This window comes from Nocardioides sp. Arc9.136 (assembly GCF_030506255.1).
Lineage (GTDB): Bacteria > Actinomycetota > Actinomycetes > Propionibacteriales > Nocardioidaceae > Nocardioides.
Map to the genome: position 1 here is coordinate 1,222,847 of NZ_CP113431.1, position 26,910 is coordinate 1,249,756.

General features: G+C 73.4%; 33 protein-coding genes and 1 tRNA gene. 21 read left to right on the forward strand and 13 right to left on the reverse strand.

Annotated features, from left to right (window positions below):
* The first annotated feature begins 99 nt into the window (after positions 1-99).
* Entirely contained in the window at positions 100-1,950 is a 1,851-nt protein-coding gene (locus OSR43_RS05880) for a bifunctional UDP-sugar hydrolase/5'-nucleotidase (RefSeq protein WP_302270209.1), read from the forward strand.
* A 156-nt stretch (positions 1,951-2,106) separates the two neighbouring features.
* Here OSR43_RS05880 and OSR43_RS05885 read toward each other — a convergent pair whose 3' ends face one another.
* The 3 genes from OSR43_RS05885 to OSR43_RS05895 are packed head-to-tail and all read right to left on the reverse strand — an operon-like array spanning position 2,107 to position 4,726.
* The gene (locus OSR43_RS05885) at positions 2,107-2,889 is read right to left on the reverse strand and encodes an enoyl-CoA hydratase-related protein (protein WP_302270211.1); all 783 of its coding nucleotides are present in this window, start codon (positions 2,887-2,889) and stop codon (positions 2,107-2,109) included.
* The gene (locus tag OSR43_RS05890) at positions 2,873-3,448 is read right to left on the reverse strand and encodes an isochorismatase family protein (protein WP_302270213.1); all 576 of its coding nucleotides are present in this window, start codon (positions 3,446-3,448) and stop codon (positions 2,873-2,875) included. The genes OSR43_RS05885 and OSR43_RS05890 overlap by 17 nt, the downstream gene beginning before the upstream one ends.
* A gap of 36 nt (positions 3,449-3,484) precedes the next feature.
* A complete protein-coding gene (locus OSR43_RS05895) occupies positions 3,485-4,726 on the reverse strand; it encodes a nicotinate phosphoribosyltransferase (RefSeq protein ID WP_302271595.1) in 1,242 nt (413 codons plus the stop codon).
* 134 nt (positions 4,727-4,860) lie between these two features.
* Here OSR43_RS05895 and clpS point away from each other — a divergent pair, with 134 nt between their 5' ends.
* From clpS to OSR43_RS05910, 3 genes are read left to right on the forward strand one after another with little or no spacing between them, the layout of a single operon-like run.
* Positions 4,861-5,157: an ATP-dependent Clp protease adapter ClpS gene (clpS, locus tag OSR43_RS05900; RefSeq protein ID WP_302270214.1), complete on the forward strand. Its 297-nt coding sequence runs from the start codon at positions 4,861-4,863 to the stop codon at positions 5,155-5,157.
* On the forward strand, positions 5,154-5,744 hold the full coding sequence (locus OSR43_RS05905; RefSeq protein ID WP_302270215.1) for a DUF2017 domain-containing protein: 591 nt from the start codon (positions 5,154-5,156) through the stop codon (positions 5,742-5,744). Before clpS ends, OSR43_RS05905 begins: the two co-directional genes overlap by 4 nt.
* 35 nt (positions 5,745-5,779) lie before the next feature.
* Complete coding sequence (locus OSR43_RS05910; RefSeq protein WP_302270217.1) at positions 5,780-6,247, forward strand: NUDIX domain-containing protein; 468 nt, start codon at positions 5,780-5,782, stop codon at positions 6,245-6,247.
* Between the two features lie 34 nt (positions 6,248-6,281).
* On the opposite strand, the gene gdhA is transcribed toward OSR43_RS05910, so the two are convergent.
* Positions 6,282-7,619 (reverse strand): NADP-specific glutamate dehydrogenase, encoded by a 1,338-nt coding sequence (gene gdhA / locus OSR43_RS05915; protein ID WP_302271598.1) that lies wholly within the window; start codon positions 7,617-7,619, stop codon positions 6,282-6,284.
* 94 nt (positions 7,620-7,713) lie between these two features.
* Between gdhA and OSR43_RS05920 the strand changes: the two genes are divergently transcribed.
* The 5 genes from OSR43_RS05920 (at position 7,714) to OSR43_RS05940 (ending at position 11,175) form a co-directional block, all read left to right on the forward strand.
* Positions 7,714-8,142 carry a M67 family metallopeptidase gene (locus OSR43_RS05920; RefSeq protein WP_302270218.1) on the forward strand — a complete coding sequence of 143 codons (429 nt, stop codon included), beginning with the start codon at positions 7,714-7,716 and terminating at the stop codon, positions 8,140-8,142.
* A 65-nt stretch (positions 8,143-8,207) separates the two neighbouring features.
* Positions 8,208-8,483, forward strand: a complete 276-nt coding sequence (locus tag OSR43_RS05925) for a MoaD/ThiS family protein (RefSeq protein WP_302270220.1) — start codon at positions 8,208-8,210, stop codon at positions 8,481-8,483.
* A gap of 11 nt (positions 8,484-8,494) precedes the next feature.
* Positions 8,495-9,067 (forward strand): NYN domain-containing protein, encoded by a 573-nt coding sequence (locus OSR43_RS05930; protein ID WP_302270221.1) that lies wholly within the window; start codon positions 8,495-8,497, stop codon positions 9,065-9,067.
* A gap of 51 nt (positions 9,068-9,118) precedes the next feature.
* The gene (locus OSR43_RS05935; protein ID WP_302270223.1) at positions 9,119-10,066 is read left to right on the forward strand and encodes a PLP-dependent cysteine synthase family protein; all 948 of its coding nucleotides are present in this window, start codon (positions 9,119-9,121) and stop codon (positions 10,064-10,066) included.
* Positions 10,057-11,175, forward strand: a complete 1,119-nt coding sequence (locus OSR43_RS05940; RefSeq protein WP_302270224.1) for a DUF3152 domain-containing protein — start codon at positions 10,057-10,059, stop codon at positions 11,173-11,175. The genes OSR43_RS05935 and OSR43_RS05940 overlap by 10 nt, the downstream gene beginning before the upstream one ends.
* 37 nt (positions 11,176-11,212) lie before the next feature.
* On the opposite strand, the gene OSR43_RS05945 is transcribed toward OSR43_RS05940, so the two are convergent.
* On the reverse strand, positions 11,213-12,229 hold the full coding sequence (locus OSR43_RS05945; RefSeq protein ID WP_302270225.1) for an alkaline phosphatase family protein: 1,017 nt from the start codon (positions 12,227-12,229) through the stop codon (positions 11,213-11,215).
* 120 nt (positions 12,230-12,349) lie between these two features.
* Here OSR43_RS05945 and murI point away from each other — a divergent pair, with 120 nt between their 5' ends.
* Both murI and OSR43_RS05955 read left to right on the forward strand, forming a co-directional pair.
* Positions 12,350-13,174 (forward strand): glutamate racemase, encoded by an 825-nt coding sequence (murI, locus tag OSR43_RS05950; protein ID WP_302270227.1) that lies wholly within the window; start codon positions 12,350-12,352, stop codon positions 13,172-13,174.
* Positions 13,171-13,944, forward strand: coding sequence for an MBL fold metallo-hydrolase (locus OSR43_RS05955; protein ID WP_302270229.1), 774 nt, complete (start codon positions 13,171-13,173; stop codon positions 13,942-13,944). Before murI ends, OSR43_RS05955 begins: the two co-directional genes overlap by 4 nt.
* A gap of 19 nt (positions 13,945-13,963) precedes the next feature.
* Here OSR43_RS05955 and OSR43_RS05960 read toward each other — a convergent pair whose 3' ends face one another.
* Positions 13,964-14,668: a response regulator transcription factor gene (locus OSR43_RS05960; RefSeq protein ID WP_302270230.1), complete on the reverse strand. Its 705-nt coding sequence runs from the start codon at positions 14,666-14,668 to the stop codon at positions 13,964-13,966.
* Positions 14,665-15,828: a sensor histidine kinase gene (locus tag OSR43_RS05965; RefSeq protein ID WP_302270231.1), complete on the reverse strand. Its 1,164-nt coding sequence runs from the start codon at positions 15,826-15,828 to the stop codon at positions 14,665-14,667. Before OSR43_RS05965 ends, OSR43_RS05960 begins: the two co-directional genes overlap by 4 nt.
* 133 nt (positions 15,829-15,961) lie before the next feature.
* On the opposite strand from OSR43_RS05965, the gene OSR43_RS05970 reads away from it, so the two are divergent.
* The 4 genes from OSR43_RS05970 to rdgB are packed head-to-tail and all read left to right on the forward strand — an operon-like array spanning position 15,962 to position 19,082.
* Positions 15,962-16,927: an ABC transporter ATP-binding protein gene (locus OSR43_RS05970; protein WP_302270232.1), complete on the forward strand. Its 966-nt coding sequence runs from the start codon at positions 15,962-15,964 to the stop codon at positions 16,925-16,927.
* Positions 16,924-17,712 (forward strand): ABC transporter permease, encoded by a 789-nt coding sequence (locus tag OSR43_RS05975; protein ID WP_302270234.1) that lies wholly within the window; start codon positions 16,924-16,926, stop codon positions 17,710-17,712. Before OSR43_RS05970 ends, OSR43_RS05975 begins: the two co-directional genes overlap by 4 nt.
* A gap of 54 nt (positions 17,713-17,766) precedes the next feature.
* Entirely contained in the window at positions 17,767-18,486 is a 720-nt protein-coding gene (rph, locus tag OSR43_RS05980; RefSeq protein ID WP_302270236.1) for a ribonuclease PH, read from the forward strand.
* Complete coding sequence (gene rdgB / locus OSR43_RS05985) at positions 18,483-19,082, forward strand: RdgB/HAM1 family non-canonical purine NTP pyrophosphatase (RefSeq protein WP_302270238.1); 600 nt, start codon at positions 18,483-18,485, stop codon at positions 19,080-19,082. The genes rph and rdgB overlap by 4 nt, the downstream gene beginning before the upstream one ends.
* 4 nt (positions 19,083-19,086) lie before the next feature.
* Here the strand turns inward: rdgB and OSR43_RS05990 are convergent, their stop codons facing one another.
* From OSR43_RS05990 to bcp, 4 genes are all read right to left on the reverse strand, one after another.
* A complete protein-coding gene (locus OSR43_RS05990) occupies positions 19,087-19,977 on the reverse strand; it encodes a bile acid:sodium symporter family protein (protein WP_302270241.1) in 891 nt (296 codons plus the stop codon).
* A 50-nt stretch (positions 19,978-20,027) separates the two neighbouring features.
* Positions 20,028-20,825, reverse strand: coding sequence for an SDR family oxidoreductase (locus OSR43_RS05995; protein WP_302270242.1), 798 nt, complete (start codon positions 20,823-20,825; stop codon positions 20,028-20,030).
* A gap of 20 nt (positions 20,826-20,845) precedes the next feature.
* Positions 20,846-20,919: transfer RNA gene (locus tag OSR43_RS06000), tRNA-Leu, on the reverse strand.
* 29 nt (positions 20,920-20,948) lie between these two features.
* Positions 20,949-21,425 carry a thioredoxin-dependent thiol peroxidase gene (gene bcp / locus OSR43_RS06005; RefSeq protein WP_302270244.1) on the reverse strand — a complete coding sequence of 159 codons (477 nt, stop codon included), beginning with the start codon at positions 21,423-21,425 and terminating at the stop codon, positions 20,949-20,951.
* A gap of 125 nt (positions 21,426-21,550) precedes the next feature.
* Between bcp and OSR43_RS06010 the strand changes: the two genes are divergently transcribed.
* Genes OSR43_RS06010 through OSR43_RS06035 form a run of 6 tightly spaced genes read left to right on the forward strand, consistent with a single transcriptional unit; the run spans position 21,551 to position 24,744 of the window.
* The gene (locus OSR43_RS06010) at positions 21,551-22,237 is read left to right on the forward strand and encodes an energy-coupling factor ABC transporter permease (protein ID WP_302270246.1); all 687 of its coding nucleotides are present in this window, start codon (positions 21,551-21,553) and stop codon (positions 22,235-22,237) included.
* Positions 22,234-22,617, forward strand: coding sequence for a PDGLE domain-containing protein (locus OSR43_RS06015; protein WP_302270249.1), 384 nt, complete (start codon positions 22,234-22,236; stop codon positions 22,615-22,617). The genes OSR43_RS06010 and OSR43_RS06015 overlap by 4 nt, the downstream gene beginning before the upstream one ends.
* Positions 22,618-23,322, forward strand: a complete 705-nt coding sequence (cbiQ, locus tag OSR43_RS06020) for a cobalt ECF transporter T component CbiQ (RefSeq protein ID WP_302270250.1) — start codon at positions 22,618-22,620, stop codon at positions 23,320-23,322.
* A complete protein-coding gene (locus tag OSR43_RS06025) occupies positions 23,319-24,158 on the forward strand; it encodes an energy-coupling factor ABC transporter ATP-binding protein (protein WP_302270252.1) in 840 nt (279 codons plus the stop codon). The genes cbiQ and OSR43_RS06025 overlap by 4 nt, the downstream gene beginning before the upstream one ends.
* Positions 24,155-24,406 (forward strand): DUF3618 domain-containing protein, encoded by a 252-nt coding sequence (locus OSR43_RS06030; RefSeq protein WP_302270253.1) that lies wholly within the window; start codon positions 24,155-24,157, stop codon positions 24,404-24,406. The genes OSR43_RS06025 and OSR43_RS06030 overlap by 4 nt, the downstream gene beginning before the upstream one ends.
* 14 nt (positions 24,407-24,420) lie before the next feature.
* On the forward strand, positions 24,421-24,744 hold the full coding sequence (locus tag OSR43_RS06035; RefSeq protein ID WP_302270255.1) for a co-chaperone GroES: 324 nt from the start codon (positions 24,421-24,423) through the stop codon (positions 24,742-24,744).
* 146 nt (positions 24,745-24,890) lie between these two features.
* Here the strand turns inward: OSR43_RS06035 and OSR43_RS06040 are convergent, their stop codons facing one another.
* Together OSR43_RS06040 and OSR43_RS06045 are read right to left on the reverse strand one after the other, a co-directional pair.
* The gene (locus OSR43_RS06040) at positions 24,891-25,499 is read right to left on the reverse strand and encodes a class F sortase (protein ID WP_302270256.1); all 609 of its coding nucleotides are present in this window, start codon (positions 25,497-25,499) and stop codon (positions 24,891-24,893) included.
* Between the two features lie 16 nt (positions 25,500-25,515).
* On the reverse strand, positions 25,516-26,751 hold the full coding sequence (locus OSR43_RS06045; RefSeq protein ID WP_302270258.1) for a hypothetical protein: 1,236 nt from the start codon (positions 26,749-26,751) through the stop codon (positions 25,516-25,518).
* Positions 26,752-26,910: the final 159 nt, after the last annotated feature.

The window sequence follows — 26,910 nt, forward strand, 5'->3', positions numbered from 1 at the left end:
ATCGTGATGCGTCCGGTGTCGAGAACGTCGGCGCAGTGGGATAGAACACTGCTCGCCCGGAATCCCGAGCCCCCCACACGAACCACACTCGGAGCACACATGAGCCAGCCCGTCCCCTCGCGCCGCGCCGTCCTCACCGGGACCGCCGCCTTGGCCGCCGCGGGGTACGCCGCGCCCGCCGTCGCCGCGGACGACCGCCTCCCGGCCGGTGCCGCCCGCAAGGGCAAGCGCGTCACCGTCTCGGTCCTCGGCACCACCGACCTGCACGGCAACGTCTTCAACTGGGACTACTTCAAGGACGCCGAGTTCGACAACGCCACCAAGGACGACATCGGCGTCGCCAAGGTCGCCACGGTGATCAAGGCGGCCCGCAAGGAGCTGCGGTCGAAGGGCCCGGTGCTCACCCTTGATGCCGGCGACACCCTGCAGGGCACGCCCCTGGCCTACTACTACGCGCGGGTCGAGCCGATCGGCGGGGCCGTCGTGCACCCGATGGCGCGCGCGATGAACCTCGTCGGCTACGACGCGGCCGCGCTCGGCAACCACGAGTTCAACTACGGCATCGACCTGCTGCGCACCTTCGAGGAGCAGGTGAACTTCCCGCTGCTCGCCGCCAACGCGGTCGACCCCGCGACCAAGCGGCCGGTCTTCGAGCCCTACGTCATCAAGACCTACAAGGTCGGCCGCGGCCGCAAGGTGAAGGTCGGCGTGCTGGGCCTGACCAACCCCGGCATCGCGATCTGGGACAAGACCAACGTCGAGGGCCGGATGGAGTTCCCCGGCCTGGTGGAGCAGGCGCGGAAGTTCGTGCCGGAGATGAAGCGCAAGGGCTGCGACCTCGTCGTCGTCGCGGCGCACTCCGGCGCCGACACGTCCTCGTCGTACGGCGACGCGCTGCCGTTCCCGGAGAACGCCGCGTCCCTGGTGGCCGAGGAGGTCCCGGGCATCGACGCGATCCTGGTCGGCCACGCGCACAAGGAGATCGCGCAGCGGTTCGTGCGCAACAAGAGGACCGGCCACCAGGTCGTGCTGTGCGAGCCGCTCTACTGGGGCATGCGCGTGGCCGTCATGGACTTCACCCTCCAGGAGGTCTACGGCAAGAACGGCAAGCAGAAGTGGGTGCTGGTCTCCTCCGGCTCCCAGGTGCTCAACTCCAACACCGTCGCCGAGGACCCGAAGGTCGCCGCGGCCGTGCGCCGGCAGCACGACACGGTCGTCGACTACGTCAACTCCGTCGTCGGCACCTCGGCCGTCGAGCTCCTCGGCGCCCGCGGCGTCGTCGAGGACGTCCCGATCATCGACTTCGTCCAGCACGTCCAGGGCGAGGCCGTGAAGGCCGGCCTGTCCGGCGCCGACGCGGCGCTGCCGGTGCTCTCGATCGCCGCGCCGTTCAGCCGCACCGCCCGCTTCCCGGAGGGCGAGATCACGATCCGCGACGTGGCCGGGCTCTACGTCTTCGACAACACGCTGCTCGGCGTGCGGATCACCGGCAAGCAGCTGCGCGAGTACCTCGAGTTCTCGGCCCGCTACTTCAAGCAGGTCACCGGCAGCGGCCCCTTCACGATCGCCGACCTGACCAACGCGGTCACCGCGTCCGCCCCGAACGGCACGCCGGACTACAACTACGACGCCGTCGCCGGCCTCGACGCGCCGCTGACCTACGCCATCGACGTCTCCAAGCCGGCCGGGTCGCGGATCACCGACCTCGCCTACAACGGGAAGCCGGTGACCGACGACCAGCAGTTCGCGCTGGCGGTGAACAACTACCGCCAGTCCGGCGGCGGCGGCTTCCCGCACGTCTCGACCGCGCCGGTGATCTACAACCAGCAGAACGAGATCCGTCAGCTGCTCATCGACTGGGTCGTCGAGCACGGCACGATCGACCCCGAGGAGTTCGCCTCGGTCGACTGGCAGCTGGTCGCCGGCGGCAAGCCGATCACGATCAGCTGACGGCGGCTGCTCCGGGCGGCCCGGCGGGGTCGGGCTGCCCGGAATCGGCCATGTGACGCGACGTTCGCCGCTCTGTAGGCACGCTGCAGCGTGCCTACGGAGCGGGGAACAGCGCGTTGCAGCAGCGAACAGCGCGTGACATGCCCGGCAGCCGGCTCACTCGCCGCGGAACACCGGCGGCCGGCGCTCGGCGAAGGCCATGACGCCCTCGACGACGTCGGCGGTGCGCAGGAGCAGCGACTGCCCGGACCGCTCCCGCTCGAGGGCCGGGTCGAGCTGGGTGAGGGTGGCCGCGTTGACGGCCCGCTTGCTGGCGGCCAGCGCCAGGGGCGGGCCGGCGGCGAGCCGCGCGGCCAGGTCGGCCACCACGTCGGCGAACGACTCGTCGGGCGCCAGGTGGCTGACCAGCCCGGCGTCGTACGCCTCCCGGGCGCCGAGCGGCTCGGCGAGCAGGGCCATCCGCATCGCGCGGGCCCGGCCCACGGCCGCCGCGACGGTGGCGGACGCCCCGCCGTCGACCATCAGCCCGACCTTGGCGAAGGGCAGCAGGAACGACGCGGACTCGGCCGCGACGACCAGGTCGCACGCCAGGGCCGCGGAGCAGCTGACGCCCGCGGCGACGCCGTTGACCGCCGCGACGACCGGCTTGTCGCAGGTGGTGATGGCCCGGATCCAGCGGTTCGCGGTGTCCATCGAGCTGTCGTCGATCGTGTAGCGCCCGGAGATGTCCGCCCCGGTGCTGAACGCCCGGCCGGTGCCGGTGAGGACCACGACCCGGACGTCGTCGCGGGCGGTGGCCCGCTCGAGCTCGGCGGCCATCAGCACCGGCATGTCCGGGGTCAGCGCGTTGAGCGCCTGCGGCCGGTCCATGGTCAGCCGCAGCACCCCGTCGGTGAGCTCGACGCGGACCTCCGGAGCCGGCTCAGGCAACGTCGACACCGGCCTCGCGCAGCTCGGCCAGCGCGGCCTCGGTCGTGGCGGGCGCGACGCCGGCGCACAGGTCGAGCAGCACCCGCGTGGCGAAGCCGGCGGCCGCCGCGTCCAGGGCGGTCGCGCGCACGCAGTGGTCGGTCGCGATCCCGCAGACGTCGACCTCGGTGATCCCGCGCGCGCGGAGCCAATCGGTCAGGGTCGAGCCGTCCTCGGCGAGCCCCTCGAAGCCGGAGTACGCCGCCGCGTGCTCGCCCTTGCGGAAGACCGCCTCGAACGGAGCGGGGTCGAGCTCGGGGTGGAAGTCCTCGCCGGTCGTCCCGACCTCGCAGTGCCGCGGCCAGGAGTGCACGAAGTCCGGGTCGCTCGACCAGTGGTCGCCGGGGTCGCGGTGGTGGTCCTTGGTCGCCACCACGTGCGCCCAGTCCGAGCCGCTCGGCCCCCCGTCGGCCCGGCTCCGGAGCACCGCGGTCACGTCGCGGGCGACCTGGGCCCCGCCGGTCACGGGCAGCGATCCGCCCTCGCAGAAGTCGTTCTGGACGTCGACGACGACTAGCGCTCGAGTCATGCGGCGAGGCTAGTGCAGGCGCGGGGGCGCGCTCGCTCAGTCCAGCCGGACCGTCGGGATGACCGGCTCGCCGCGCGACATCTGCTGCGCGGCGAGGGGCAGCTCGGCGCGCGAGCGCAGGTGGCGGTCGCGGGCGGCCTCGAGCGGCTCGCGACCGACCACCTCGCCGGCGCGCACCAGCGGCACGAGCAGCTCGCGGTCGTCGCCGTCGTCGTCGGGCACCCGGCCGGTCCCGACGACCTCGGCCTCGGCGGTGCCGTCGGCGCGACGGCGGCGCAGGGCGTACTTGCGGCCGCCGTAGGACACCTTGTCGGCGCTCCGCTTCGCCACCGGCACCATGGACCCGTCGTCGGCCTCGCGGGCGACGAGCTTGTAGACGAAGCCGCTGGTCGGGTGGCCCGAGCCGGTCACCAGCTGCGTGCCGACGCCGTACCCGTCGACCGGCGCCGCGGCGAGCGCCGCGATGGCGTACTCGTCGAGGTCGCTGGTCACGATGATCCGCGTGCCGGTCGCACCGAGGGAGTCCAGCTGGTCGCGGACCTGCTGGGCCAGCGAGCCGAGGTCGCCGGAGTCCAGGCGCACCGCGCCGAGGTCGGTGCCGGCGACCTCGACGCCCACCCGCACGGCCTCGGCGATGTCGTAGGTGTCGACCAGCAGCGTGGTGCCGGTGCCGAGCGAGGCGACCTGCGCGCGGAACGCATCGGCCTCGGTGTCGTGGAGCAGGGTGAAGCTGTGCGCCGAGGTGCCCGAGGTGGGCACGCCGTACCGCTGCCGGGCGCCGAGGTTCGAGGTCCCCGAGAAGCCCGCGACGTACGCCGCCCGCGCGGCCGCGACTGCCGCCTCCTCGTGGGTGCGCCGGGAGCCCATCTCCAGGCAGGGGCGCTCGCAGGAGACCATCGTCATCCGCGAGGCCGCCGACGCGATCGCGGAGTCGTGGTTGTAGATCGAGAGCAGCACCGTCTCCAGCAGCACCGCCTCGGCGAAGGTCGACTCCACCACCACCAGCGGCGAGTGCGGGAAGTACACCTCGCCCTCGGGGTAGCCCCAGACGTCCCCGGAGAAGCGGTACGACGCCAGCCACTCCCGCGTCGGCTCGTCGACGACGTCCTCGAGCACGGCCAGCGCCTGCTCGTCGAAGCGGAAGGACTCGATGGCGTCGAGCGCCCGGCCCACGCCGGCCACCACGCCGTACCTGCGGCCGTCGGGCAGGCGTCGCGGGAACAGCTCGAAGACCGAGCGGCGCTCGGCGGTCCCGGCGGCCAGCGCGGCCTGCAGCATGGTGAGCTCGTAGTGGTCGGTGAGCAGCGCCGTGGACGGCGCCGTGGACAGCACCGTGGACGCCGACGGCGCGGTCGAGGGTGAGGTGGTCACGGGAGAAGAGTGCCCACTTCCCGCTGTGACACCATGGCGGGGTGTCCGCCGCCAGTCCCGTCGAGGTCGAGCCGACCACCACTCCCGACGAGCTCACCTTCCTCTCCAAGCCCTGGGTGACCATCGTCTGGAACGACCCGGTCAACCTGATGTCGTACGTCACCTACGTGTTCCAGAAGTACTTCGGGTACGACAAGAAGAAGGCCGAGAAGCTGATGATGGAGGTCCACGAGGACGGCAAGTCCGTCGTCAGCCACGGGACCCGCGAGGAGATGGAGCGCGACGTGCAGGCGATGCACGAGTACGGCCTCTGGGCGACGATGGACCGCGCCGAGTGAGCGGCTTCGCACGCCACCGACGCAGCGGGCGGGTCATCGCCAACTTCACCGGCTTCGAGGCCGACCTGCTGCGCTCGCTGGCCTCCCAGGTCGTCGAGCTGCTCCGCAACGAGGCGGCGGTGCCGAGCGAGACCCAGGACCCCTTCGAGGCCCTGATGGACTTCACCGGCCCCACCACCGAGCCGGACGACCCGGTGCTCGCGCGGCTCTTCCCAACGGCGTACCGCGACGACGCCGAGGCCGCCTCGGAGTTCCGGCGCTACACCGAGGGGGCGCTGCGCGACGGGAAGGCCCGCGCGGCCGCCACGATCATCGACGGCCTCGAGGAGGCCGGGCTGCCCGCGGAGCTGACCGAGGACGGCCTGATGATCGACGTCGAGCTCGACGAGCCGACCGCCGAGACCTGGATGCGGTCCTTCACCGACATCCGGCTCGCGCTGGCGACCCGTCTCGGCGTGGAGGACGGCGACGAGGAGTACTGGTACGCCCTCCCCGACGACGACCCCCGCGGCCAGGCCCACGACATCTACGAGTGGGTCGGCTACCTGCAGGAGACGCTCGTCGAGTCGCTGACCGCGCGTCGCTGAGGACCGGCCGCGCGGCGGGTGGGACACTCGGCGGCGTGCCGATCCCGCCCTTCGTCGCCGAGCTCCGCGAGCTCATCGGCACCCGGGAGCTGTGGCTGCCCGGCGTGACCGCCGTCGTGCGTCGTGGGGACGAGATCCTGCTGACCGAGCGGGTCGACAACGGCCGCTGGGCTCCCGTGACCGGCATCGTCGACCCCGGCGAGGAGCCGGCCGTCGCCGCCCGCCGCGAGGCGCTCGAGGAGGCCGGTGTCGAGATCTCGGTCGACCGGCTCGCGGCCGTCAGCGCCAGCCCGCGGATCATCCACCCCAACGGCGACCGGGGCGTCTACCTCGACCTGACCTTCGCCTGCTCCTGGGTCGCGGGGGAGCCGCACGCGGCCGACGACGAGAACACCGACGTGCGCTGGTGGCCGGTCGCGGACCTGCCGCCCATGCAGGACTGGATGCTCGCCCGGATCGAGGCCGGGCTGTCCGACGAGGTCGCCGCCCGGTTCATCGCCTGACCCGGCGCCGGGCGGCGCGCACCCGCCAGACGACTCAGACGACCCCGAGCGACAGCATCGCGTCGGCGACCTGGAGGAACGAGGAGATGTTGGCGCCGGCGACGTAGTTGCCGGGGGTGCCGTACTCGTCGGCCGCGGTCGCGCAGCGCTCGTGGACGCCGACCATGATGTCGCGCAGCCGCTCCTCGGTGTGGGCGAAGGACCAGGAGTCGCGCGAGGCGTTCTGCTGCATCTCCAGGGCGCTGGTGGCGACACCGCCGGCGTTGGCGGCCTTGCCCGGCGCGAAGAGCACGCCGCGCTCCTGGAACACGCGGGTCGCCTCGGGCGTGCACGGCATGTTGGCGCCCTCGGCGACGACGAGCACGCCGTTGTCGACCAGCACCTGGGCGGCGTCGGCGTCGAGCTCGTTCTGCGTGGCGCAGGGGAGGGCGACCTCGCACGGCACGTCCCACACGCGGCCGTCGGCGACGAACGTCGCGCCGGGGCGCTGGTCGGCGTACGCCGAGAGCCGGGCCCGGTCGACCTCCTTGACCTGCCGCAGCAGGGCGATGTCGAGGCCGGCCTCGTCGACGACGTACCCCGAGGAGTCCGAGCAGGCGACGACCTGCGCACCGAGCTCGGCGGCCTTCTGCGCGGCGTAGATCGCGACGTTGCCCGACCCCGAGACCACGACCCGCCGGCCCGAGAGCGACCGGTCGGAGGTGCGCAGCATCTCCTCGGTGAAGAACACCGTGCCGTAGCCGGTGGCCTCGGTGCGGACCTGCGAGCCGCCGTACGCCAGTCCCTTGCCGGTGAGCACGCCGGACTCGTAGCGGTTGGTGATCCGCTTGTACTGCCCGAACAGGTAGCCGATCTCGCGGCCGCCGACGCCGATGTCGCCGGCGGGGACGTCGGTGTACTCCCCGAGGTGTCGGTAGAGCTCGGTCATCAGGGACTGGCAGAAGCGCATGACCTCGGCGTCGCCGCGGCCCTTGGGGTCGAAGTCCGACCCGCCCTTGCCGCCGCCGATGGGCATGCCGGTCAGCGCGTTCTTGAAGATCTGCTCGAAGCCGAGGAACTTCACGATCCCGAGGTAGACCGACGGGTGGAACCGCAGGCCGCCCTTGTAGGGGCCGAGCGCGGAGTTGAACTCGACGCGGAAGGCGCGGTTGATCTGCACGCGGCCCCGGTCGTCGGTCCACGGCACCCGGAAGATCAGCTGGCGCTCGGGCTCGCAGAGCCGCTCGATGACGGCCTCGTCGACGTAGTGCTGGTGCTTGCGCACGACCGGTCCGAGCGACTCGAGCACCTCGAGCACCGCCTGGTGGAACTCGCGCTCGCCGGGGTTGCGGGCGAGCACCGTCTCGTAGTGCGGCTGCAGCAGCGGGTCCAGGGTGTCCATGGACCGAGCCTAGGCAGCGGCTCGGTCTGGTCCGGAGACCGGGCGGGGTGTCCGTCATGCGGGACGCCTCGCCTAGGCTCGTGACGTGCTCACCATCGACCAGGCGACGTACGACGCCATCGTCCGGCACGCGAAGCGCGACCACCCCGACGAGGCGTGCGGCATCGTGGCCGGCCCCGAGGGCAGCGACCGCCCCGAGCGGCTCGTCGAGATGGTCAACGCGGCGGGGAGCCCGACCTTCTACGAGTTCGACTCCACCGAGCTGCTCGAGCTGTACAAGCAGATGTGGGACAACGACGAGGAGCCGGTCGTGATCTACCACTCCCACACCGCGACCGAGGCCTACCCCAGCCGCACCGACATCGGCCTGGCCAGCGAGCCCGGCGCCCACTACGTGCTCGTCAGCACCCGCGAGCACGGGAATAACGAGGGCCCGGTGGAGTTCAGGTCCTACAGGATCGTCGACGGCGCGGTGACCGAGGAAGAGGTCACCGTGGTCGCCGCGCTGCCCTGACCGACGCACCGGTCCCGCCCTGATCGCACCTATCGACAACCCCGTCACGAGGAGTCCGACGAACCATGGCCATCGAGGTCCGAATCCCGACCATCCTGCGCACCTACACCGACGGCGAGAAGGCCGTGACCGGTGACGGCGCCAGCCTGAGCGCGCTGATCGACGACCTGGAGGCGAACCACCCCGGCCTCAAGGACCGCCTCATCGACAACGGCGACCTGCGCCGGTTCGTCAACGTCTACATCAACGACGAGGACGTCCGCTTCATCGGCGGCCTCGAGGCCCCGCTCAGCGACGGCGACCAGGTCGTCGTGCTGCCCGCCGTCGCCGGCGGCTGCTGAGCGCGGACGACATGGCCGCGCAGGGAGACCGCCGCACGTTCGTCCTCGTCGACGGCGAGAACATCGACGCGACGCTCGGCAACTCCCTGCTCGGCCGACGGCCGCTCCCCGAGGAGCGGCCCCGCTGGGAGCGGGTGACGGCGTACGCCGAGCAGCTGTGGGGCCAGCCGGTCACCGGCCTGTTCTTCCTCAACGCCTCCAACGGCCAGCTGCCCAGCAGCTTCGTGCAGGCGCTCCTGGCGATGGACTACCGGCCGGTCCCGCTGGCCGGCCGCACCGACGAGAAGGTCGTCGACATCGGCATCCAGCGCACGCTGGACGCGCTGCTGCAGCGCGCCGACGACGTGCTGCTGGTCAGCCACGACGCCGACTTCGCCGAGCACCTCAACCGGCTGCTCGACGAGAGCGCCTACAAGCGCCGCGTCGGCCTCGTCGCCCTGCGCGAGTACGCCAGCGCCCAGTTCGACACCCTCGGCATCCGCGTCCACGACCTCGAGGACGACGTGCGGGCGTTCAACGTCCCGCTGCCCCGCGTGCGGATCATCCCCCTGGACGAGTTCGACCCCGAGCGCTTCCTGCGCTGACGCCCGCGCCGCGGGGGAGCGACCCGACGACCGGAAAGGCATGCTGCACCCATGCGCTACGACAACCTCCTCGCCTCGGTCGGCGGCACCCCGCTGGTCGGGCTGCCCCGCCTCTCGCCCTCCCCGGAGGTGCGGCTGTGGGCGAAGCTGGAGGACCGCAACCCGACCGGCTCGATCAAGGACCGCCCGGCACTGCGGATGATCGAGCAGGCCGAGGCCGACGGACTGCTCCGCCCGGGCTGCACCATCCTCGAGCCGACGTCGGGCAACACCGGCATCTCGCTGGCGATGGCGGCCAAGCTCAAGGGCTACCGGATCGTCTGCGTGATGCCGGAGAACACCTCCGAGGAGCGCCGCCAGCTGCTGCGGATGTGGGGCGCGGAGATCATCTCCTCGCCGGCCGCCGGCGGGTCCAACGAGGCCGTCCGCGTCGCCAAGCGGGTCGCCGACGAGCACCCGGACTGGGTGATGCTCTACCAGTACGGCAACGCCGCCAACGCGCTCGCCCACGAGGAGGGGACCGGCCCCGAGCTGCTGGCCGACCTCCCCGGCATCACCCACTTCGTGGCCGGCCTCGGCACCACGGGCACGCTGATGGGGGTCAGCCGGTTCTTCCGCCGGGCCAAGCCCGACGTGCGGATCGTGGCGGCCGAGCCACGGTACGGCGAGCTCGTCTACGGGCTGCGCAACCTCGACGAGGGGTTCGTGCCCGAGCTGTACGACGCCGACCTGATCGACTCCCGGTTCTCCGTCGGCCCGCGCGACGCGGTGCGCCGCGTGCGGGAGCTGCTCGAGCTCGAGGGCATCTTCGCCGGCATCTCGACCGGTGCGATCCTGCACGCCGCGCTCGGCCAGGCCGCCAAGGCGGTCAAGGCCGGCGAGAGCGCCGACATCGCCTTCGTCGTGTGCGACGGCGGCTGGAAGTACCTCTCCACCGGCGCCTACGAGGGCACCGTCGACGAGGCCGAGGACCGCCTCGAGGGCCAGCTGTGGGCCTGACCCGGCTCCTGCTCGCGGTGCTCCTCGGCGCCGCGCTGCTGGTCGCGACGCCCGGGGCCGCCGGAGCGCAGCCGGTGCCGACGCAGCCGCCGCTGGTCAAGGGCGAGCCGGTGTACGGCGAGCGGCTCGTCGCCGGGGCGGGCACCTGGGACACCGGCTCCGGCTCAGGCTCCGAGCAGCTGACCCTCACCTACCAGTGGCTGCGTGCCGGCGAGGCCGTCCCGGGCGCCACCGGCCGCACGCTCCGGCTGGGGCTCGACGACCTCGGCCGCCGCATCAGCGTCGCCGTCACCGCCACGGACCCGGCCGGGGAGAGCGCCACCGCGGTCTCCGCGCCCACCGCCCGGGTCGAGCGGGCCGACTTCGACGTGCGGTCGCGGCCGCGGGTAGCGGGCGTCGCCCGCTTCGGGCGCAGCGTCGCGCTGCGCGCCGGCGACGTCCGACCCGCGCCGACGCGCACGCGCACCCGGTGGACCGTCGCCGGCGAGCCCGTCGCCGGCGAGCGCGGCCGGACCTACCGCGTCCGGCCCGGTGACGTCGGCCGGCGGCTGCGGGGAGTGGTGACCCTCCGCGCGCCGGGCCACCGCACGACGGTCCTGCGCACCGCCGCGCGGCGGGTCGAGCACCGCGTCGACGTGCGCCGCACGGTCACCTACTCGGTGCAGACCCGCGGCCGGATCACCACCAGCCTCGCGACGTTTCGCCGCCAGGCGCAGGAGACCTACCTCGACGCCCGCGGCTGGCGCGGCGGGGGAGTCCGCTTCGTGCCGGTCCGGCGCGGTGGCTCGTTCACGCTCGTGCTCGCGGCGGCCGCGGAGGTGCCGCGGTTCAGCCCGGTCTGCAGCGCCACGTGGAGCTGCCGGGTGGGTCGCTACGTGGTGATCAACCAGGAGCGGTGGAAGCACGCCTCACCGGCCTGGAACGCCGCCCGCGGAGCCCGGCGCGACTACCGCCACATGGTCGTGAACCACGAGACCGGCCACTGGCTGGGCCGCGGCCACGCCTCGTGCGGCGGCCCGGGCCAGCTCGCCCCGGTCATGCAGCAGCAGTCCAAGGGGCTCGGCGGGTGCCGGTTCAACCCGTGGCCCACCCTCGGGGAGCTGCGCTGACCGACCCCGCCCGGTCGGCCCGGCCGTCCGAGTCGGCTCAGTCGGCGGTGACGTCGAGCGGGTCGGTCCGGCCGAACGCGCTGCCCGGCACCGGGTCGAGCCCGAGCAGGCCGGTCACCACGTTGGCCAGGTCGCCGTTGCGGACCGGCTGCTTTCCTGCGTACGACGTGCGCGTGCGGCCGGGTGCCCTGCGGTCGGCGTTGAGCGCGTACAGGTCGGCCGGCTCGATGCCGGGCCCCCAGACCAGGAACGGCACCCGGTAGTTGGCGTACCGCGTCGCGTCGAAGTGGTCGCGGCCCTTGCCGCCGTGGTCGGCGGTGAGGACGACGGTCAGCTCCCTCCGCAGCTCCTCGTCGGCCTCGACGGCCCGCAGGAGCTTGCCGAGCAGCCGGTCGGTGCGGGCGACGGCGTCGAGGTAGGGCTGGGACATGAAGCCGTTCGCGTGACCGGCCACGTCGGGCGTGGCGAGGTGGAGGAAGGTCAGTGCGCGGTCCTGGTGCAGCAGGTCGCGCCGGGCCGCCTTGACCAGCGCGAGCGGGTCCTCGTCGTAGGTCAGCGCGTCCACGCCCTGCGGCCAGGAGCGCTCGAAGAGCGTGAACTTCTCCTTCCCGGTGAAGACCGCCGACTCCCCGCCGCCGGCGTGCACGACGCTGAAGACCGAGGCGACGGCGTGGCCGGCGGCGCGCTGGACGGTCGTGCCGGGGCGGTGGGTGTTCCAGGTGACGCCGTGGCCGCCGCGCACCCGGTCGACGCGCCGCCCGGTGACCATGCCGGTGTGGTTGGGCAGCGTCAGCGTCAGCTCCCGCTCGGTCCGGGCCGCCGTCGTCGCCGCGCCCTCGGCGAGCAGGCGGTGCAGCACCGGGGTGCGGGCCGTGCCGAGCCGGCCCAGAGCGGCGGGGTTCAACCCGTCGACGGAGACCGCCAGCACGCGGCCGTCCGGGGCGACGGCGCGCTCGGCCGGCTCCGCGCGCTCGGCCGGAGCCGGGGGCGCGGAGGTGCAGGAGAGGGACAGCAGGCCCGTGACGAGGGCGGCTACGAGGGAGGTCCGGCGCACCGGACCACGCTAACCCCGCCTCCGGCCCCGGTGTGACGTGCGCCGGGTTCCGGCGTGACGCTGCTCAAGAGTCCGTGCCTTCGGGGGTGGTTGCGCCTAACGTTGCGTCTCGTGCCGCTCGTGTCCAGTCCCGCAGCCGTCGGGGACCTCGACGCCCCCATCGGCATCTTCGACTCCGGCTTCGGCGGGCTGACGGTGGCACGGTCGGTCATCGACCAGCTGCCCCACGAGTCCATCGCCTACGTCGGCGACACCGCTCGCCAGCCGTACGGCCCCAAGCCGATCGGCGAGGTCCGGGAGTACGCCCTGGAGTGCCTCGACCACCTCGTCGAGCAGGGGGTCAAGGCGCTGGTGATCGCGTGCAACTCCGCCAGCGCCGCGATGCTGCGCGACGCCCGCGAGCGGTACGACGTGCCGGTCGTCGAGGTGATCTACCCCGCCACGCGGCGTGCGGTGGCCGCCAGCCGCACCGGGCGGATCGGCGTGATCTGCACCCGTGCGACCGCCGAGTCGATGGCGTACGACGACGCCTTCGCCGCGGCGCCCCAGGTCGAGCTCCTCACCCGGGCCTGCCCCCGCTTCGTCGACTTCGTCGAGGCCGGCGTGACCGGAGGCCCGGAGCTGATCGAGGCCGCGCACGAGTACCTCGACCCGCTGATCGAGGCGCGCGTCGACACGCTGATCCTCGGCTGCACGCACTACCCCCTGCTGACCGGTGTCATCTCCTACGTGATGGGCGACGCCGTCACCCTGGTCAGCAGCGCCGAGGAGTGTGCGAAGGACGTGTACAAGATGCTGACCGCCACCGGCCTGATGCGCGGCTCCGGGGAGCCGGCGTACTCCTTCGTCACCACGGGCTCGCCCGCCGAGTTCGAGACGATCGGCCGGCGGTTCCTCGGCCCCGAGATGGTCGCGGCCGGCCAGTTCGCCGGGGGCCTGCGGTGAGGCTCACGGTCGTCGGGTGCTCGGGGTCCTACCCCGGCCCGACGTCCCCCGCCAGCTGCTACCTGCTCGAGGCCGAGCACGACGACGGCACCGGTCCGCGCACCTGGCGCGTGCTGGTCGACCTCGGCAGCGGGGCGCTCGGACCGTTGCAGGCGGTCGTGGACCCGCTGAGCATCGACGCGGTGCTGCTCAGCCACCTGCACGCCGACCACTGCCTCGACCTGTGCGGCTACCACGTGCTGCGGCGCTACCACCCCGACGGTGCGCAGCCGCGGATCCCCGTCTACGGCCCCGAGGGGACCGCGGACCGGATGGCCCGGGCCTACGACCTGCCGCTCGAGACGGGCATGCACGAGGAGTTCGACTTCCGGGTGTGGGACGGCCCGGTCCGGGTGGGGCCGTTCGCGGTCGACCCGGTGCCGGTCGACCACCCGGTCCCGGCGTTCGGGCTGCGGATCGAGGCGGACGGCGCGGTGCTGGCCTACAGCGGCGACACCGGCCCGTGCACCGGCCTGGACCGCGTCGCGACCGACGCCGACCTCTTCCTCGCCGAGGCGTCGTTCGAGGAGGGCGTCGACAACCCGCCGAACCTGCACCTCACCGGCGCCGAGTGCGGCGACACCGCCACCCGCGCGGCCGCGCGCCGGCTGGTGCTGACCCACGTGCCGCCGTGGCACGACCCGGCCGTCGTGCTGGCCGAGGCGACCGCGACGTACGACGGTCCCGTCGAGCTCGCCCGTCCCGGCGCGGTCTACGAGCTCGGCTCCTGACGCCCCGCGCCGGTCCGCCTCAGACGAGCCCGGCGTCGTGCACGCAGATCGCGATCTGCACCCGGTTGGTGACGACCAGCTTGTCGAAGAGCCGGGACACGTGCGCCTTCACGGTCGGCACCGAGAGGTGGAGCTCCCGGGCGATCTCGGCGTTGCTCAGTCCGCGCCCGACCGCCAGGGCCACCTCGCGCTCCCGCTCGGTGAGCAGCGCCAGCCGCCGCTCGGCGCGGAGCGCGCGGTCGTCGGCGGGCTCGGCGTGCGCCGCGCGCAGCCGGTCGATGAGGGTCCGCGTCACCGAGGGGGAGAGCATCGGTTCCCCGTCGGCGACCTTGCGCAGCGCCTCGACGATCCGGGCCGGCGGGGTGTCCTTGAGCAGGAACCCGTCGGCACCCGCGGCCAGCGCCTCGACCACGTGCTCGTCGGCGTCGAACGTCGTCAGCACGATCACCCGCGGCGGGTCGGGCAGCCGGTGCAGCCGCCGGGTGGCCTCCAGCCCGTCGAGCACCGGCATCCGGATGTCCATCAGCACCACGTCGGGCCGCAGCGAGTCGCCGAGCAGCACGCCCTCGCGGCCGTTCCCGGCCTCGCCCACGACCTCCAGGTCGGCCTGTCCGCCGAGCATCAGCGACAGCGCCGACCGCACCAGCGGGTCGTCGTCGACGACCAGCACCCGGACCGGCCGCGCCGCGGGGCCGGCCACGGCACCGGCCGCCGGGCCGGTCACGCCGCCCACGGCAGCCACCCGTGCAGCACGAACGCCCCGCTGTCGCGGCGGTGCTCCAGGCGCCCGCCGCGCAGGTCGGCGCGCTCCGACAGCCCGACCAGGCCGAGCCCGGCACCCGGGGTGACGCCCGTCCCGAAGCCGAGCGGGTTGCGCAGGCAGACGTCCACGCCGTGCTCGGGGGAGCCGCTCACCTCGATGGTCAGCAGTGCCCCCGGAGCGTGCTTGCGGGCGTTGGTGATCCCCTCCTGGACGATCCGGTAGACCGTGCGGCCGACGCCGTCGGGCACCGGGCCCGCCGTGCGGTCGACCCGGTCGAGGTGCTCGACGTGCAGCCCCGCCTCGGTCGCCTCGGCCACGAGCCGGGGGACGTCGTCGTACGTCGGCTGCGGGGTGTGGACGACCTCGCCGGTGTCCTCGTCGCGAAGGACGCCGAGCACGCCGCGCAGGTCGGTCAGCGCCTCGTGCGCCTTGTCCTGGATGACCGCCGCGCTGGCCCGCATCTGCTCGGCCGAGAGGTCCTCGCGGAAGCTCAGCGCCCCCGCGTGGAGCGAGATCTGGGAGATCCGGTGGGCCAGCACGTCGTGCATCTCCCGCGCGATGCGAGCCCGCTCGGTGCTGCGGGCGCGTGCGACCCGCAGCTCCTGCTCGGCCTCCGCGCGCTCGGCGCGGTGCCGCAGCGTCCACAGCAGCTCGCGGCGGGAGCCGAGGTACATGCCCCAGCCGATGCACGCCGCCAGCACGATGACGTTGAGGGTGGTCAGCAGCCACAGCGGGTCGCCGCCGTCGTCCTGGGTGATCGTGAACAGCTGGGCGCCGGCCAGCCCCACGACGAAGACCACGGCGAGCTGCTGCCACCGCCGGCGGGTGGCGACGGAGACCGCCGCCAGCGTCGCCGGCCCGGCCGCCACGCCGGAGATCCCGGCGAACGCGCTGGTCAGCAGGGCGACCGCGAGCGGCCACTGCCGCCGCCGGGTCACCAGGAGGTAGGACACCAGCCCCAGGCCGAGGTCGAGCCAGAACAGCCAGCGGGCCTCCCGCAGCTGCGCCCCGGCCACCGGCAGCCACACGATCGCGGTCAGCGCGAGCATGGCGAGCAGCCGCCACGTCCGCCCCCAGGGCGTCAGCGGCGGCTGGAAGTCCTCGGGGCCCGGCCGGTCCACGGGGCCAGGCTAGGGCCGCCCGGCGGCGTACCGTCAGCCTGCGCCGGTCGGCACCGGCCCCCTACTTTCGTCACCCCCGCCACCGCCGCGCGTCCGGTGCGCGGCGCCCACCCCTTCGGGCAGGGTGGTCACCATGATCAAGGTCGACCGACTGACCAGGACGTACGGCGGCTTCACCGCCGTCGACGACGTGAGCTTCACCTGCCAACCCGGCCGCGTGACCGGCTTCCTCGGCCCCAACGGGGCCGGGAAGACGACCACGATGCGGATCATGGTGGGTCTGACCCCGGCCACGAAGGGGCAGGTGACGATCGGCGGGCTGGACTACCACGACATCCCCAACCCCGGCCGCCACGTCGGGGTGCTCCTCGACGCCGGCGCCCAGCACGCCGGGCGCACCGGCCGCGAGATCCTCACCCTCGGCGCGAAGACGATGGGCCTGCCCATGTCGCGGGTCGACGAGATGCTGGCGCTGGTCTCGCTGACCGACGCCGAGGCCACGCGGCGGATGCGCAACTACTCCCTCGGCATGAAGCAGCGGCTCGGCATCGCCCACGCCCTGCTCGGCGACCCGTCGGTGCTGATCCTCGACGAGCCCGCCAACGGCCTGGACCCGGCCGGCATCCGGTGGATGCGCGACCTGCTCAAGGGCTACGCCAACCGCGGCGGCACCGTGCTGCTCTCCAGCCACCTGCTCAACGAGGTCGAGCTGGTCGCCGACGAGATGATCCTCATCGGTCGCGGCCGGATCGTCGCCCAGGGCGACAAGAAGACCCTGCTGGCCCAGTCGGGCCCGGCCGCGGCGTACGTCACCGCGCTCGACAACGACGCCCTGGCCGGCGCGCTGCGGGCCCAGGGCCACACGGTCACCCCGGCCGGCGAGGGCCTGCGGGTCGACGCCGAGCCCGTCGACGTCGGCCGCGCCGCCCTCCAGGCGGGGGTCGTCCTGACCGACCTGCGCAACGGCCGCCGCGGGCTGGAGGACCTCTTCCTCGAGCTCACCGCCGGCACCCAGCGCGAGGGCCACCCCGCCGCCGCGACCCAGCTCCAGGACCCGAACCAGCCGCAGCAGCAGCACCAGCAAGGAGCCCAGGCATGAGCACCGCACCCACCGCTCCCATGACCCTCGACGTCTCGGGCACGCCGAAGGTGCCGTTCGCCCGGCTGGTGTCGGTCGAGCTGCGCAAGATCTACGACACCCGCGCCGGCCGCTGGCTGCTGGGCGCGATCGTCTTGATCACCGCGGCGATCATGACGATCTTCTTCTTCGCCGCCGACCAGCCCGAGCGCACGTTCGGCAACTTCATCGGCATCTCCGCCACCCCGCAGGGCTTCCTGCTCCCGGTCCTCGGCATCCTGCTGGTGACCAGCGAGTGGTCCCAGCGGACCGCGATGGTCACCTTCGCCCTCGAGCCGTCGCGGACGAAGGTCATCGCCGCCAAGACCGTCGCCGCGCTCATCTTCGGCGTCGCGGCCTTCGCCGCCGCCCTCGTGGTGGCTGCCGTGTGCACGATGCTGGGCGGGGCCGACGGCGGCTTCGACGACGTCGAGACGAAGCTCTTCGTGCTGTTCCTCGCGCTGCAGCTGCTCACGATCCTGCAGGGCCTGGCCTACGGCCTGATCCTGCTCAACACCCCCGCGGCGATCGTGACGTTCTTCGTGCTGCCGATCGCCTCGAGCATCGTGTTCAGCCTGGTCTCGGCGCTGGAGGACCTCGCGCCCTGGCTGGACCTGAGCACCGCGCAGGCACCGCTGTTCAACAGCTTCGGCGGGTCCGGGCTGTCCGGTGAGGAGTACGCCCAGCTGGCCACGACCTCGCTGATCTGGATCGTGCTGCCGTTCGTCCTCGGGTTGATCCGCGTGCTGCGGGCCGAGGTCAAGTAGCCCGGTCCCGTCCCCGGCTCACCGTCGTCGGCCCGGCCCTCTAGCGTGGTCCCCATGACACGCGAAGACGGCCGGGCCGACGACGAGCTGCGCCCCGTGAAGATCACCCGCGGCTGGCTGGACCACGCCGCGGGCTCGGTGCTGGTGGAGTTCGGGAAGACCCGCGTCCTCTGCGCCGCCTCCGCCTCCGAGGGCGTCCCGCGCTGGCGCAAGGGCTCCGGCCTGGGCTGGGTCACAGCGGAGTACGCCATGCTCCCGGCCGCCACGAACACCCGCTCGGACCGGGAGTCGGTCAAGGGCCGCATCGGCGGCCGCACCCACGAGATCAGCCGGCTCATCGGCCGCTCGCTGCGCGCGGTGATCGACTACCAGGCGCTGGGGGAGAACACCATCGTCCTGGACTGCGACGTGCTCCAGGCCGACGGCGGCACCCGCACCGCGGCGATCACCGGGGCCTACGTCGCGCTGGCCGACGCCGTCGCCTCGCTGCGCGCCGCCGGCGCGCTGAAGGGCGAGCCGCTGACCGGCTCGGTCGCCGCGATCAGCGTGGGCATCATCGACGGCGTCCCCCGCCTCGACCTGCCCTACGTCGAGGACGTCCGCGCCGAGACCGACATGAACGTCGTGATGACCGGGGCCGGCAAGTTCGTGGAGGTCCAGGGCACCGCGGAGGGCGCCGCGTTCGACCGCAGCGAGCTCGACGCGCTGCTCGGGCTCGCCGAGAAGGGCTGCGCGGACCTCACCCGCCTGCAGCAGGAGGCGCTCGCCCGGTGAAGGTCTTCCTGGCCTCGCGCAACGCGAAGAAGCTCGCGGAGATGGAGCGCATCATGCGCGAGCACGCACCCGCCATCGAGGTCGTCGGCCTCGACGACGTGCCGGCGTACGACGAGCCGGTCGAGGACCAGCCGACCTTCGAGGGCAACGCCCTGCTCAAGGCCCGGGCCGGCCTGGCCGCCACCGGGCTGCCCTCCCTGGCCGACGACTCGGGCATCTGCGTCGACGCGCTCAACGGCATGCCGGGCGTCCTGTCCGCCCGCTGGTCGGGACCGCCGAAGTCCGACGAGCGCAACAACGAGCTGCTGCTCGCCCAGCTGTCCGACGTGCCCGACGAGCGGCGGGGCGCCCACTTCACCTGCGCCGTGGCCTTCTGCCACCCCGGTGGCGAGCTGGTCGTGCACGGGCGGATGGACGGCCGGGTGCTGCACGGGGTCCGGGGGACCGGCGGCTTCGGGTACGACGTGCTGTTCGAGGCCGACGACCACCCGGGGCGCTCCACGGCGGAGCTGACCCGCGAGGACAAGGACGCCATCTCCCACCGCGGCCGCGCGCTGCGCGAGATCGCCCCGCTCGTCGCCGACGCGCTCGGCTGACCGCTCAGGCGACGGGCGTCGACCCGGCGGGAGCGGTGCCGCGGCGGACGAGGACCTTGGTGAGCAGCAGCCCCCACAGGGCCGCGAAGACGAACATGGAGACCGAGTAGACCGCCGCGGGCACCGAGATCTCGGTGTTGTCGAGCACCTCGACGGCGACGAAGATGGCCAGCGTGGCGTTGTGCACGCCGATCTCCATCGACGACGCGACCGCCTGGGCCTCGCGGACGCCGGCCGCACGCGGCACGACGTACCCCACGACGAGGGAGAGGGCGCAGAAGACCGCGGCGGCGAGGCCGACGTCGGCGAGGTACTCGCCGACGCTCGAGCGCTGGTCGACCAGGATGCCGAGCACCAGGACGGCCAGGATGACCGCCGAGCCGGTGCGCACCGGTCGGTCCATGCGCAGCGCGAACGCCTCCGCGCGGGCACGCACCAGCATGCCGAGCACGACCGGCACGAGGACGACCGCGAAGACCTCGACCACCTTGGAGAACTGCAGGGAGACCTCGTCGCCGAGGCCGTAGTGGTCGATCGCGAGGTTGGTGATCACCGGCAGGGACGCGATGGCCACCACCGAGTTGATCGCGGTCAGCGACACGTTCAGCGCCACGTCGCCGCGGAACAGGTGGCTGAACAGGTTCGCGCTGGTCCCGCCGGGGCTCGCGGCCAGCAGCATCATGCCGACCGCGAGCAGCGGCGGGAGGTCCAGCAGCTCCACGAGGCCGAAGCAGAGCAGGGGCAGCAGGAGGAGCTGGCAGGCCAGGGCGACCGCCACGGCCCGCGGGGCGCGGGCGACGCGACGGAAGTCGTCGGGCACGAGGGACAGGCCGAGGCCGAACATGATGATCGCGAGCGCGATCGGCAGGCCGACGGTCGTGAGCGCGGAGTCCATGGCCGGACTCTAGTGACCGGCGTCACAGGCCGCCCGGGAACGGGCCGAGGTCAGTCGTCCTTCTTCTTCGTCTGCGTGGCGAAGGCCTTGGTCGTCACCCGGTCCGGCAGGTGGGTGGCCAGCTCGGCCATCGCGCGGTTCTTCAACGACCCGGCCACGACGTGCGGCTTGCCGGCGAAGAGTGCGTCGAGCCCGTCCCGGGCGACGTCGTCCGGGTCGTCCTTCGGGCCCTGGCCGAGCGGGGTGTCGAGCAGTCCGGCGCGCCGGAAGAACTCGGTGTCGGTCGGTCCGGGCATCAGCGAGGTGACGACGACGCCGGTGTCCTGCAGCTCGTGGCGGATGCCCTCGGCGAAGGAGTGCACGAACGCCTTGGACGCGGCGTACGTCGCCTGGAACGGGCTGGGCGCGACGGCGGCGATCGAGGCGGTCATCAGGATCCGGCCGCTGCCGCGGGCCACCATGTCGTCGACCGCCAGCTTGGCGAGGTGGACGGTGGAGCGGACGTTGAGGTCGACCAGGCCGAGGTGGCGCTCCAGGTCGGTGTCGGCGAACGTCCCGCCGACACCCACGCCGGCGTTCAGCGCGACCACGTCGACGGGGCGTCCGGTGCCGGCCGCCTCCTGCCAGAGGTGCGCCACCTCCTCGGGGCGGGTCAGGTCCACCTGCACCGCGCGCACGTCGACGCCCAGCTCGGTCCCCAGGTCGGCCGCGGCGACGTGGATCCCCGGCTCCTCGGCGGTCACCACCACGTCGTACCCCCGGCGGCCGAGCTCGCGGGCGATCGAGAGGCCGATGCCCGTCGACGCGCCGGTCACCAGGGCCAGGCCGGTCTGCTTCGTGTCGTCCATGCCGCACGAGTACCCACGGGTGCGCCCGGAGAGACTCGAACTCTCACTGGCCAGGACCTAAACCTGGTGCCTCTGCCAATTGGGCTACGGGCGCGCGGCGCCGAGTCTAGGGAGCAGGCGTGCTCAGGCCAGCGCAAGGTCCTTGCGCAGCTTCGCGACGTGGCCGGTGGCCTTGACGTTGTACTGCGCGACCTCGACGGCGCCGTCCTCGCCGACCACCACGGTGGAGCGGATGACGCCCTGGACGACCTTGCCGTAGAGCTTCTTCTCCCCGAAGGCGCCCCAGGCGGTCATCACCGACCGGTCGGGGTCGGACAGCAGCCGGATGGTGAGGCCCTCCTTCTCGCGGAACCGCGCGAGCTTCTCGGGCCCGTCCGGTGAGATGCCGAGGACCTCGTAGCCCTGCGCCTGCAGCGAGTCGAGGGAGTCACTGAAGTCGCAGGCCTGCTTGGTGCAGCCCGGGGTCATCGCCGAGGGGTAGAAGTAGACGATCACCTTGCGGCCCCGCAGGTCGCTCAGCGTCACCTGCTCACCGGCGTCGTCGGTGAGCGTGAAGTCCGGTGCGGTGTCGCCGGGGGAGAGGCGGGGCGTCTCGGCCACGAGGGGCTCCTTCTTGCAAGTGATGTGCAACAACCTAGGCTGGGCGGGTACGACGTACCGCCGGGGACCCGACGGTACCGACCAGCACCGACGGTCGAGGCCGCCGCACCGGGAGGAGCCGCTCCATGCACGTGCCCGACGGGTTCCTGGACGCACCGACGTCCGTCGCCACCGGGGTGGTCGCCGCGGGCGCCATCGGCGTCGCCCTCTACAAGGCCCGCACCGAGCTCGACGACCGGACCGCGCCGATGGCCGGCCTGGTCGCGGCGTTCGTGTTCGCGGCCCAGATGATCAACTTCCCGGTCGGTGCCGGCACGAGCGGCCACCTGATGGGCGGGACGCTCGCCGCGGTGCTCGTGGGGCCGTGGACGGGGTTGCTGTGCGTCTCGGTGGTGCTCGTGGTCCAGGCCCTCTTCATGGCCGACGGCGGCATCACCGCGCTCGGCACGAACGTCGTGCTGATCGCCGTGGTCACCGCGCTGGTCGGGTACGTCGTGTTCCGCGCGCTGCAGGCCGTCCTGCCGCGACGGGTGGGCACGGTCGCGCCGGTCGCCGCCGTCGCGGCGTTCGTCTCGGTCCCGGTCGCAGCCGTCGTCTTCAGCCTGCTCTTCGCGGTCGGCGGCACCGCCCCGGTCGACACCGGCAAGGTGCTGACCGCGATGGTGGGCTGGCACGTCCTCATCGGCATCGGCGAGGCGGTCGTCACGGGCCTGGTGGTCGGTGCGGTCGTCGCGGCCCGGCCGGACCTGGTCCGCGGTGCCCGACCGGTCGTCGCGGCCCGCGAGCTCGAGATCCGGACGGTGGCCGCGTGAGCGGGCCGGCCGGCAGCCGCCCCCGGGTGAGCACCCGCGCCCTCGTGGTCGCCGGGCTCGTCGTCGCCCTGCTCGTCGCCGGCGTCGCCAGCTACTACGCCAGCGCGCACCCCGACGGCCTCGAGCACGTCGCCGGCGAGACGGGCTTCCTGGACTCCGCCGAGGACTCGCCGACCTCGGACAGCCCGTTCGCCGACTACTCGACCAAGGGCGTCGACGACGAGCGGCTCAGCGTGGGCATCGCCGGCGTGCTCGGGACGCTCGCCGTGCTGGTCCTGGCGGGCGGCCTCGCGCTGCTCCTGCGCCGGCGCGGGCCCCGGCCCGAGGCGGCCGACGACGAGCGTGACCCCCGTCGGGGCCACGAAGCCGAGCAGGTCTGAGTGGGCGCCGCCCACGGCCACCGCCTGCACCACCACGGCCACAGCGCCGTCCACCGCGCGCCGGCGCACCTGAAGATCCTCGCCCTCGTCGGCTTCGTGCTGCTCGTCGTGGCGACCCCCCACGAGTGGTACGCCGCGTTCCCGGCCTACCTCGCGGTGGTGGTCGGCGTCGTCGTCTCCGCCCACGTGCCGCTGCTGTGGGTCGTGCGGCGGATGGTCGTCGAGGTGCCGTTCCTCGTCTTCGCGGCGCTCGTGCCCTTCGTGGCCCACGGCCCCCGCACGGAGGTCCTCGGGCTCAGCGTGTCCGAGCCGGGCCTGGTCGCCGCGTGGGGGCTCGCGGTCAAGGGCACCCTCGGCGTGATGGCGTCGCTGACGCTGGCCGCCACGACCGAGCCCACCGACGTGCTGCGCGGTCTGCGCCGCCTGCGCGTCCCGGCCCTGATGGTCGAGATCATGTCCTTCATGCTGCGCTACCTCGACGTCGTGACCGGCGACCTCGGCCGGATGCTGACCGCGATGCGCTCCCGCGGCTGCGACCCCCGCTCGCCGCGGCACTGGCCGGCGCTCGCGCGCTCGCTGGGTGCGCTGTTCATCCGCAGCTACGAGCGCGGCGAGCGGGTGCACCTCGCGATGCTCTCCCGCGGCTACACCGGCACCATGCCCGCGGCCGCCCGCACCGCCCCGGCCGGCGGGGGCGAGCGGTGACCGCGCCGGTGCTCGACGTCCGCGGCCTGGCCTACGCCTACCCCGACGGCCACCAGGCCCTCTTCGGCGTCGACCTGCACGTCCACCGCGGTGAGCGCGTCGCGCTCCTGGGTCCCAACGGGGCCGGCAAGACGACGCTGGTGCTCCACCTCAACGGCATCCTCACCGCGGGCGCCGGCACCGTCGAGGTCAGCGGGCTCCGCGTCGCCAGGAAGAACCTGCAGGAGGTCCGTCGCCGCGTCGGCATCGTCTTCCAGGACCCCGACGACCAGCTCTTCATGGGCAGCGTCCGGGAGGACGTCGCCTTCGGCCCGGCCAACCTCGGCGTCCGCGGCGCCGACCTCGACCGCCGCGTGATGACGGCGCTCGAGCAGGTCGGGATGGCCGAGCACGTCGACCGGCCGCCGCACCACCTCTCCTTCGGCCAGCGCCGCCGGGTCGCGGTGGCCACCGTGCTGGCCATGCAGCCCGAGGTGCTCGTGCTCGACGAGCCGTCCTCGAACCTCGATCCCGCCTCGCGCCGCGAGCTCGCCGACATCCTGCGCTCGCTCGACGTCACCGTGCTGATGGTCACCCACGACCTGCCCTACGCCCTCGAGCTCTGCCCCCGCGCGGTCGTGCTCTCCGACGGGAGCTTGGTCGCCGACGGGTCGACGTACGACGTCCTGACCGACGACGCGCTCATGCGCGCGCACCGCCTGGAGCTGCCGTTCGGCTTCGACCCGCGCTCGATCGGGCGCGGAGTGGGCACCGGGACCGCACCGCACCGCGCGGGTGAGGCCGGGGGATTGGTAGCGTCTCCCGGCACGCACACGAACCCAGGAGACCTCACGTGAGCAAGGGCAACGACACCTCCTCCCTCGAGCGCGAGATCGAGGAGACCCGCGAGCGCCTGGCGACCACCATCGACCAGCTCCTGCACCGCTCCAGCCCCAAGACGATCGTCGGCCGCGAGGTCGACTCGATCAAGGCGCACTACGTCGACGCCGCGGGCAACCCGCGCACCGACAACATCCTCAAGACCGTCGGCGCGGTCGTCGGCGCGGTCGCCGTCCTGGTGGTCCTGCGCAAGGTGACCTCCTGACCGTGGGGCGCGCCATGAACGACGGCACGCCGATCAAGATGCTGCACGACCGCATCCTGTGCGAGGTCGACAAGGACGCCGGTGAGCGCCGCTCCACCGGTGGCATCGTCATCCCCGCTACCGCGGCCATGGGCGCCACCCGGCTCTCCTGGTCCAAGGTCGTCGCCGTCGGGCCGCAGGCGCGCGCCGTCGAGGTCGGCGACCGGGTCCTGTTCGAGGCCGAGGACAAGGCCGAGGTCGAGGTCCACGGTGAGCTGTACGTCGTGATGCGCGAGCGCGACGTGCACGCCGTCGCTGCCGACCGGCTGGCCGACGAGGCGACCGGGCTCTACCTCTGACCCCGACCCCGGCTGACTGCCGGTCGGCGGTGGCACGGAGCGATCGTGGTCTGAGCTGATCGCCGCCTCTTCAGCGACCCTGTTGTCGCTGGACACCGGACGCGCCAGCCCGGGGCCAAGGGACGAAGCAGCACGACGCCGGCCAGTCAGACGCGCCGGGCGAGCACGACCACGTTGTTCTCGAAGACGGTGCCGTCCCAGTCGGTGCACGAGGCCAGCACCAGCCGTCCCCGGCCGTGGTCCTGGCCGAAGAGCGCCTCGGCGCGCTCGGCGAGCTCGGCGCGGCTGATCACCTGGACCCCGGTCACCCGGTAGCGCACCGTGCCCTTCCGGGTGACCACCAGAACCCGGTCGCGCTTCTCGAGGGTGGGGATGCGGTTGAGCGCCCCGCCCCCGGTGTGGACGGTGTGCCCGGTGAACACGGTCTGGCCGCGGGCCGCGCCGGCGCGGGCACTCGCGTCCCACCAGCCGACCTCCTGCTCGTCGGCGGGTGGTTGCAGCACCCGCCCCGGTGACATGCCGATCGCCAGGACGGGTGCGGTGACGCCCTGCGAGGGGATCTTCAGGCGGACCGGCTGGGCAGGCGCCGGTGCGACGTACGATCGAGCGGCGTCGTCGCCGGCCGGGAGGACCGCGCCCGTCACGGTCATCCCGAGCCCCAGCACGAGCAGGCCGACCCAGACGCCGCGCGCGACCGCAGCGGCCCGTCGCCGTACCGCGGCGCCCCGGCGGGGCGTGTCGTCCTCGGCGCTCACGGGTCGGCCCGGCCGCTCAGCCGCGCAGGCTGCGACGGGTGGTGACGACGCCCGCGCCGAGCGCCGTCAGCAGGATCACGAGCAGGCCACCGGTGCCGAGACCGGCGCCGCCGGACCCGGCGGGCACCGAGGTGGGCACCTGCGGCTCCTCCGGCTGCGGGTCGGGGGTCGGCGTCGTGGGCTCCTCGGGGGCGTCGGGCTGGATGCGTCCGTTGGGGCCGCAGCTGCTGTGGCCGATCTCGACGTTCAGCAGCTCGACGCCGAAGCTGGCGGCCGCGGGCAGCAGCCGGAGGTCCAGGGCCGTGACGTCGATCCGGTCGCGGCCGCGCTCCTGCTTGTTCAGCGTGACGTCCAGGACGTTCTCCTCCAGCGGCGCGAGCTGCTCCCCGACGGTGCCGAGCGCGGACGTGAGGACCTCGGCCTGGTCGACGACCTGGCCCAGCGGGCCGAGCACGCCGTCGATGGCCTGCCTGAACTGGGTGCGCAGGGCCCGGAGGAGGAGGTCGAGCACCGCGCCGAGGTCGGTGACGAGCTTCGTGTTCGGTGCGGGGTCGGCGGGCAGGTCGAGGAGGTCGACCTCCTGCCCCGCCAGCCGGAGGGAGGCGCCGGCGCCGGCGAGCGTCGTGCCGCCGCTGATCTCGCCGGGGCGGGCCACGCAGAAGGCCTGGACGGCACCGAGGTCCAGCACGACCGCGGCGTCGGCGGAGGTGAGCACCTGCTCGAGCGCGGTCTGGAGACCGGCGAGCAGCGGGTCGAGCACCGGGCGCAGCGCGTCCTGGAGCTGCTGGTCGAAGCCGGCGAGGAAGTCGGAGCGGACCAGCTGCAGGTTCGAGAGGTCGAGGTTCGCGGCGTCCAGCTCGAGGTTGTCGCCGGGCCGCAGGCAGCTGCCCTCGTCGACCTCCACCAGCACCGCGCCGTCGCCGGCGAGGCCGGAGCAGGCGGCCGACGCGCCCTTGCGGCCCTCGACCTGGGTGCGCGCCTTCTGGGCGAGCGTGCCGGCCTGGAGGAAGTCCTGGCCGCCGAGCACCGAGATCGCCGGGCTGTCGCTGCCCTCGCGCTTCTCGCCGGACCCGTCGTTGGTCACCGAGTAGGTGCCCGAGTCGGCCGGCGTGCCCCCGATGGTCAGCCGCAGCGCCGTCGCGCTGGCCCGCGCGACCGGCTCGGCGGCGACCGCCGGCGTGCCGGTGAGCAGGACGAGCGAGCCGGCGGTGGCTGCGGCGGCGATCCGGGCGGCGGTGCGGCGTGTGGTCACGAAGGAGGCTCCCTGTCGCCGCTGCCTGCCGGGGCGCGGCTCCGATGTCGACGGTTGTCCTTCGTCCAACGCCGGTGGTGCAGGCGGGTTACGGGTGCCCGCCGTGCCGTCCGCGGTGCGGACCGGCGGCGGGGACGGCACGAGGGCCGGTCCTCCCCC

Excerpts from the sequence above, each read along its gene's own strand:
- OSR43_RS06035 (WP_302270255.1), top strand. The coding sequence starts at position 24,421 with ATGAACGACGGCACGCCGATCAAGATGCTGCACGACCGCATCCTGTGC.
- OSR43_RS05995 (WP_302270242.1), bottom strand. The coding sequence starts at position 20,825 with ATGGACGACACGAAGCAGACCGGCCTGGCCCTGGTGACCGGCGCGTCG.
- OSR43_RS05895 (WP_302271595.1), bottom strand. The coding sequence starts at position 4,726 with ATGCTGCAGGCCGCGCTGGCCGCCGGGACCGCCGAGCGCCGCTCGGTC.
- OSR43_RS05930 (WP_302270221.1), top strand. The coding sequence starts at position 8,495 with ATGGCCGCGCAGGGAGACCGCCGCACGTTCGTCCTCGTCGACGGCGAG.
- OSR43_RS05990 (WP_302270241.1), bottom strand. The coding sequence starts at position 19,977 with ATGGACTCCGCGCTCACGACCGTCGGCCTGCCGATCGCGCTCGCGATC.
- OSR43_RS05970 (WP_302270232.1), top strand. The coding sequence starts at position 15,962 with ATGATCAAGGTCGACCGACTGACCAGGACGTACGGCGGCTTCACCGCC.
- OSR43_RS05925 (WP_302270220.1), top strand. The coding sequence starts at position 8,208 with ATGGCCATCGAGGTCCGAATCCCGACCATCCTGCGCACCTACACCGAC.
- OSR43_RS05880 (WP_302270209.1), top strand. The coding sequence starts at position 100 with ATGAGCCAGCCCGTCCCCTCGCGCCGCGCCGTCCTCACCGGGACCGCC.
- rph (WP_302270236.1), top strand. The coding sequence starts at position 17,767 with ATGACACGCGAAGACGGCCGGGCCGACGACGAGCTGCGCCCCGTGAAG.
- OSR43_RS05890 (WP_302270213.1), bottom strand. The coding sequence starts at position 3,448 with ATGACTCGAGCGCTAGTCGTCGTCGACGTCCAGAACGACTTCTGCGAG.
- OSR43_RS05975 (WP_302270234.1), top strand. The coding sequence starts at position 16,924 with ATGAGCACCGCACCCACCGCTCCCATGACCCTCGACGTCTCGGGCACG.
- OSR43_RS06010 (WP_302270246.1), top strand. The coding sequence starts at position 21,551 with ATGCACGTGCCCGACGGGTTCCTGGACGCACCGACGTCCGTCGCCACC.
- OSR43_RS05935 (WP_302270223.1), top strand. The coding sequence starts at position 9,119 with ATGCGCTACGACAACCTCCTCGCCTCGGTCGGCGGCACCCCGCTGGTC.